The organism is Roseateles aquae, from assembly GCF_032337115.1.
Taxonomy (GTDB): Bacteria; Pseudomonadota; Gammaproteobacteria; order Burkholderiales; family Burkholderiaceae_C; genus Roseateles_C; species Roseateles_C aquae.
The window spans coordinates 212,578-218,761 of sequence record NZ_JAVXZY010000010.1 but is presented as its reverse complement, the minus strand read 5'-3'; the positions used below and the strand labels follow the sequence as shown (position 1 = coordinate 218,761).

General features: G+C 59.7%; 4 protein-coding genes and 1 pseudogene. 2 read left to right on the top strand and 3 right to left on the bottom strand.

The genetic code is table 11. From position 1 onward, the window contains the following. Positions 1-122 precede the first annotated feature (122 nt). A pseudogene (locus RQP53_RS20915) lies at positions 123-350 on the top strand (integrase core domain-containing protein); the annotation flags it as partial. Between the two features lie 30 nt (positions 351-380). Here the strand turns inward: RQP53_RS20915 and RQP53_RS20910 are convergent. After that, a complete protein-coding gene (locus tag RQP53_RS20910; RefSeq protein ID WP_315652632.1) occupies positions 381-3,143 on the bottom strand; it encodes a hypothetical protein in 2,763 nt (920 codons plus the stop codon). A gap of 325 nt (positions 3,144-3,468) precedes the next feature. On the opposite strand from RQP53_RS20910, the gene RQP53_RS20905 reads away from it, so the two are divergent. Next, complete coding sequence (locus RQP53_RS20905; protein WP_315652631.1) at positions 3,469-3,783, top strand: hypothetical protein; 315 nt, start codon at positions 3,469-3,471, stop codon at positions 3,781-3,783. A gap of 512 nt (positions 3,784-4,295) precedes the next feature. Here the strand turns inward: RQP53_RS20905 and RQP53_RS20900 are convergent. Both RQP53_RS20900 and RQP53_RS20895 read right to left on the bottom strand, forming a co-directional pair. Next, complete coding sequence (locus RQP53_RS20900; protein ID WP_315652630.1) at positions 4,296-5,057, bottom strand: D-alanyl-D-alanine carboxypeptidase family protein; 762 nt, start codon at positions 5,055-5,057, stop codon at positions 4,296-4,298. A 3-nt stretch (positions 5,058-5,060) separates the two neighbouring features. Then, positions 5,061-6,104 carry a hypothetical protein gene (locus RQP53_RS20895; protein WP_315652629.1) on the bottom strand — a complete coding sequence of 348 codons (1,044 nt, stop codon included), beginning with the start codon at positions 6,102-6,104 and terminating at the stop codon, positions 5,061-5,063. Positions 6,105-6,184 lie beyond the last annotated feature (80 nt).

The window sequence follows — 6,184 nt, the reverse complement described above, 5'->3', positions numbered from 1 at the left end:
ATGGGGCCGCTCGATCACGTCCCGCCTGCCGAGTTCGAAGCCAATTACCATCGTCAACGCGCTGGTCAGGCCGCGACCGTCTGACTTAAACCAACTGGCCTCCGCGGAACCCGGGGCGTTTCAAGCCGAGCCAGAACGCCTACATCGAGCGGTTCAACCGAACCTGCCGGCACGAGGTCTTGGATGCCTACGTGTTCAAGAGCATCGAGCAGGTCGAGTACATCACCGAGGACTGACTGCGCATCTACAACGAGCAGCGTCCTCACGACGCCCTGGGCGGGCTGCCTCCCAAGCAGTTCCTGCCCAGGTTAACCACCGCCGCAGGTTCCAGTATTCGACTGTCTACTTGACGGGGGAGCTTACGGCCTGCGTCGTTCAGGTCATACGACCAGCAGCGGGATGGCCGCTTCAGCACCTGACTTCTCGGCCACCATCAGGAATCCTGGCGGCAAGATGTCCGTCAGCTCCGCCATTGCCAGGACGAAAGTACCGAAGGGCCAACTCAAGTCTTCGCCAAATCCAGTCAAAGTCTGGCTGGCCACCGCGACCGCTTCCAATGCGTCACGCATATCTCGCAACGGTCGTTCGACGCGGCCCCGCACGGCCGTTGGCAACTCCGCTGGCGGCCCGTCGAGGATGGCCTGCCGGAGTCCGGCAGCGGCTCCATGAAGGGTGGCTGCTGCACGAAGCACGCCAGCGAAGCGATGGAACACAGTGAACTGCAGGTTTGTATTCGTGATGCCGGCAGTGTTCTTGACCCCGGGGTAGTGCATGCGAGTTGCGTACGTGATGTCAGGTTCTCTGGGATCCACATGCCGTGACTCGAAATCACCGAGGTAGGCGACCATGCGACCGACGTCTGTGTCGCCCTTAAATACCTCGTCAGCCTTCTCCCGTAGCGCCTCGGACGGCGACGTTTGGTTAAACCCCTTCTTTCCCGCGTAAACCTGGTCCAGGCACTGAAGACCTCGACGCAGGAAGGCTCGCAGGACAAGATCGCGCGGCCGGTCCTCGAACTTCTTCCAGTCGGCGGGGTCTAGCCTGACTGGCACCGCGATGGTGAGGTCGCGCCAGAACACGTCTTTCTTCTCCTGTGCGGTTGGCGCCCCCAGCAGCATGCCGATGTCACGCGGCGGGCGAATGCCCACAAGCGCCGCATAGCTGTCGACGATGTCTTGCACGCGATCCTGGTCAATTTTTTTGCCGCGCGCCGTAAAGGCGCCGTCCAGCGTCACCTCCAGGCGCTTGATGCCATCCGCCGCGTTGAGGTTGGCGCTCACGGCCAGCGCTGCCGTGCGTTCAAGCCAAGGGTTCAATGTGCGCGAGTCGACGCTGGCGATCGCCTTGGCTGCGATCAGCCGCCCCCACAGATCGGCCTTGAACTCCATGTCCACCAGGCTCACCCGCGTGTCGGTGAAGTCGGATCCGAACACCGAGAGCACAGCCGACTGGTTCTCGACCTCCTTGGCCGTGCTGATCAGCCAGCCCGTATCGAGTTCGAACGAATGTCCTGCCTGCGCAGCATCGACGAGATCTCCGAGCAGCGCAATGCGTCCGCTGCACAGCGAGTGATACAGGCGCTGCGCGGCGACTTGGTCTCCCATGCCGCTAAACCACCCAGCAACTGCAACGCCGCGGGACTTGCTGCGTTGGATCTGCTCGGCCAACGTGAGCCCGAGCTTGGCCTTCTTCGCAGCAGATAGCGCAGCCAGCAGGCGCTTTCTGGCTTTGCCATAGGCAGCCAGCGCGCTGACGACGGACATTGGTACCGCCCCATTGAGCCGCTTCAGCTCCTTGTCAATCTTGTCGCCCAGCGCGCCAAGCGGCATGAGGATGAGTTCTAAAGCGTCGCCAGTCTTCCCGGTGATTGCTGCCGTCACTTTGCCGACTTCAGTCTTCCACTGCTCTGTCGCTTCAGTCAGCGCAGATTTCGCAGCATCTTCAAAAGCCGTCTTCAGGCCGGCCGTGAGCTGCGTGTCACCAAACAAGCGATCCAGCCAACTGCTGACCAACGCATCCGCGTCCGCAGCGTTTTCAGCGATGGCATCGAGCGACCCGTCGAGTGCTTCGGTCAGCGGCTTGGTGAGCTTCTCAATCCAGTCGGCCTTTGCGGCCTCAGCATCAGTTTGACCCAGTGCAATGAGTGCCAGCTTCCTAACGTCAACGTCGGACAGCTTCGCATTGACGATGTCCGTGATTCTCTTGCTAAGCGCGGTACCCGGCTTCGTCAGCGCATCAAGCGCCGCCGGATTGATCTCCGGCCAGGCCGCGCGCAGTGCATGTTCCGCACTGCCGACCAACGCACTCAGGTCCAACGAAGCCGCCAGCGTCAGCGTGAAAGCGTCGGACCGCGCATCCAGAACTTCTACTTCAACCTTAAGGCCCCAGGTCTCATGTCGGAACTCCGGGCGCACGTGGAAGCTGACCTCGGCCGATTTTGCGAACTTAACGCTGGCGTCGACGCCAATGCTCAAGCCTATCTCTGCTCGCTCGCCGTTGAGACCGTAGGTCCAGCCACTCCATCCCTGCTTCGCACCGGCGCTCAGCTGGGCCTGGAGTTTTCCATTTAGGTTCAGCCGCAGCCCCCAGAAGTCCGGGTCAGACGCGAGCGACATCAGTCCTATGTAGTCATTGGGCAGCAACCAGTACCGCCGCGACTCGGCCAAAGCGTCGATGAGCAGCTTTGTCGTGGCGTCGCCAAAGTACCAATGCAACTTCGCATCTGCTTCAGCGGAAAAAGCAGCGGAGGTCTGCCCCCAGGTTCCGATGACCTGGTTTCCTTTCACGCCCGCGCTCAACGCCAGGTCGGCGCCGACGGAGAGTGCGATACGTTCCTTGCCCGGCTCAATCTTCAGCTTTTCCAAGAGTGCCTTGTCGATGACGTCAACTGTGACGGCGCCTGTTCCTCCTGCCGTAGCGCTCCAGTCCCAGCCGAACTGTGAGGTTTTGGCCGTAGCCGTTTTGTCCAGGAGCGGCAAAGAGACCTCAGGCTCTGGCTCCTGCGGCAGTTGGCCCAGCGGCGTCAACAGCAGTTGCCACTGCTGCTTGTCGCCCAGGGCTTTCAATGCCGCAGGCAAGTCCGTCGCTGCGGTCCAGTTCTTGATCTTCTTCACCAAGTCTTTGTCGAGCTGAAGTGTGGACATGGAACTCACCTATGTTTTGAGCGTCGAAGGGTAACCAGAGGAACTTACCGAGCCATCATCAAGTTGGTGGAGAACACACGCGCACTTGGCAGCTGGCGAGGCTGTCTGTGTCGCCTATTCAGTGGGTGCGTTCTCAGATTTGAAGAGGCAAGGGTGCGTCAGCTAATGCAACACCACGGCAACCGGCAACGGCTTGCTCTGCGACTGAATGAAGGCCCTCCTTTGAATGCACCGATGTCGGCTATCCACGCTCCTGATGATGAAAAAAGCTCTACGGCTCACCATGATCAGCCCTCTGCGCTGGTTGGAATCCGAAGGAGGAACCATGAACATTGAGCGAAATACCATGTGGCCCATGCTCTTTGTCACTCTGCTAACCGTAGGCTTCTTTGCTGGCGGTGTGTGGCTGGAGTTCGATAGCTCTGACCACGGTATTAGAAAGATCGTCAAGGAACTATCTGCCAATCAAGACTTGCTCAATGAGGCGATCAAGTTTCAGACGCAACGTGCAGAGCGGATCCACGCAGCCGCAGCAGCCGCCATTGATTTGGCAAAGATCGGCCTTGGCGCACTTGTCGTGTTGGCGACGCAATCGATTCATGGAAATCGTCAAGACTCAGGCGCGAGTCGTGACGCTTAAGCGCTGATGAATATGAATCGGTATGGCGTCCGAGTAGCTCATCCGTTTAACGTCGGCTTCCGAGTTCCGATTTTGGACATACGAGAGCTGGCAGCCGCTGCAAAGCCACCCCTCACACCCCTACTCCCGACACATTCCACGCACTCATGCGCTCCCCTTCCCTGGCCCCCCTGCGGGATGCGCACGGCGAGCACATGCCGGCAGGCCTTCAGATCGCCGAGGTCGATATAGACCGGGTTGGACGCGGGGCCCTAGCACCAGCCATTGCGGCTGAGATAGGAGGACGGCAGCCCGGCGTTGAAGCTGCCAGAAGCGGGGCTGAGAAGAGATGAGTTTCAGATGAACTTGCATCAACCGCTGCAGGCGTTCATCGTGAGCGCATCGATCAACGCTCATCAAGCCCGATTCCGGCTGCTGTCTCGCAAGGAACCATGGTTTGGCGCACTCTGCAGATCGCAACACGTTCGCTCCTGCTCGTCCCGACCAGGTAACACGAGTTCCAAGCTTCTTGCTCAAGTTGCCAGCGCAGGCCGCTCAAAGCGCCCGACTTGCGGAGCGCTGGGTTGCCTGTCTTGCCAGCGTGCAACTGCCGCCTCCAGAGTGTCGAACCAAGTGGCATCGCCATCTGCAGGCAAATTTCCACTCTGCAAACTCGCAAGACTGACAGGCCATTCGGCATGCGGCGTTTCGAAACTCAGGCTGCGCAGCCCTGCGTCCTGCACCAGATCCTTCAACCGCCTCCAATGCAATGCGCGCGCCCCGGTATCGTCCCAGCTCCACTGGCCGGCCTCAAACAACACAAAGTCAACGGCGAGGCCGTATTGATGGAACGACGCCCAAGCACGAGCATTCGTCACAATCCCGCCGGTCATTCGGGTGCGGCCCTGCTCGTACAGCCAAGCTTGACGCTCAGGTGAACGGTAAGCTTCGAAGACCCTGAAAGGGATGCCTTCATCTTGGCAACGTTGCAAAACCTGCTCAACTTTGGTACGAAATTCAGGGTGAAGCCGTGACAAGTCGCGATCCTTCAGGTTGACATCAACAGTTGTGGCCGCACCAGCCTGAGGACTTGCTTCGGCCACCGAGCGAAGAAATTTTGCCGCTGCGAAGCCGCTGATGCCGCCCGAACTCACGGGCATCCATCCGTCCTGCTCGGGCGCTGATGCGATGACAATCTGGCCGCGATCAAGAACCGTCAGAACGCGACCTTGCAATCCGGGTTGGTCACGCAAGTTCAGCCCTGTCGCTAGCACCTCATAGGTGGCTGCAGTCATGGTTCAACCCTCCGCCGTTTGCTTACGCAACATCTCAAGCTGTTCCGCAAGTAGCTGCGAAGCTTGCTTCAGCGCATCAAGCGCGTCGCGCGCCTTCTTCATAGCTATCTGCGCCTCTGCTTCGCGAGCGCTGCGATCGGTGCCTTCAGCTGCAGTGGCAACGGCTGCAAACTTGTCTTGTGCAACTGCGTAAGCCTCTCCAAAAGCCTTCCTGAGCGCATCGAAACCAGCCTCCACGCTCGTCGCCTTCGACAAGGCTTCAGCGATCGCCTTGGCGTGGACCGCGTCGGCCACCGCCGGCGCAGCGCGAAAGTCTGCAAGCTTCTTCCGTTGAGTCGCAATGCTGCTATCCACCGCATCCCCATCCGTCTTGAGAGCATCACGCTGTGGACCAAGTCCCGTGGGGTCTGCCGGTGGATTCACCCCGCCTCCGCGCTTCAAGCCCTCGCTTGCGCTCTTGCTGCCGAAGTAGAAGCCAATCACTGTGGTCAGGAGGGTGATGATCGCTGTCAGCAATTGCTTTTGAACGTCGACTGCATCGGCGCTGCGCCGACGCTCAATCAAGTAGACGCTAGCCTCTGCCGGCACGCCGGCGTCGGTCGCCGTGGCGAGCCGGCCATTCGCGGTGACGATCACCTTCAGTGCCTGCTCCTTTTCGTAGCGCGCCACCTCGTCGCTCAGTCGATCTGCAGCGACCTTAATCTGAGCAACAGGCTTATCCGAGATCATCGGCTGTTGGCCTTGTGCCGAAGCATCAGCAAAGAACTTCAGCCCGAAGACCGCGAAAAGAACCATCACGCCAACGGCCAACAGGGTGCGCACCGACCCTGACGGCAAGCCGAAAGCCTCGCCAGGGTCGTTCAGATTCAGACCACCGAAGACAATCGCCGTAAGTGTCAGCGCTGCCGTCATTAGCACCAGCAGAGCCACAAACCACAGTGCAGAGTCGCCCTTGTTTGCGATCAGCATCGTCGGGAGCAGCAATATCGTCGCTGCGAGCAACCCGATTGCACCCCATTTCACACCCGGCGGAATTTTGTCTGGCATGGCAGTTCCGATATTGAGATTCCAGCGGGCGACCGTACCGCATCCGTTTCCCTGCATCATCAACAAAGTTGCGGAAGCCC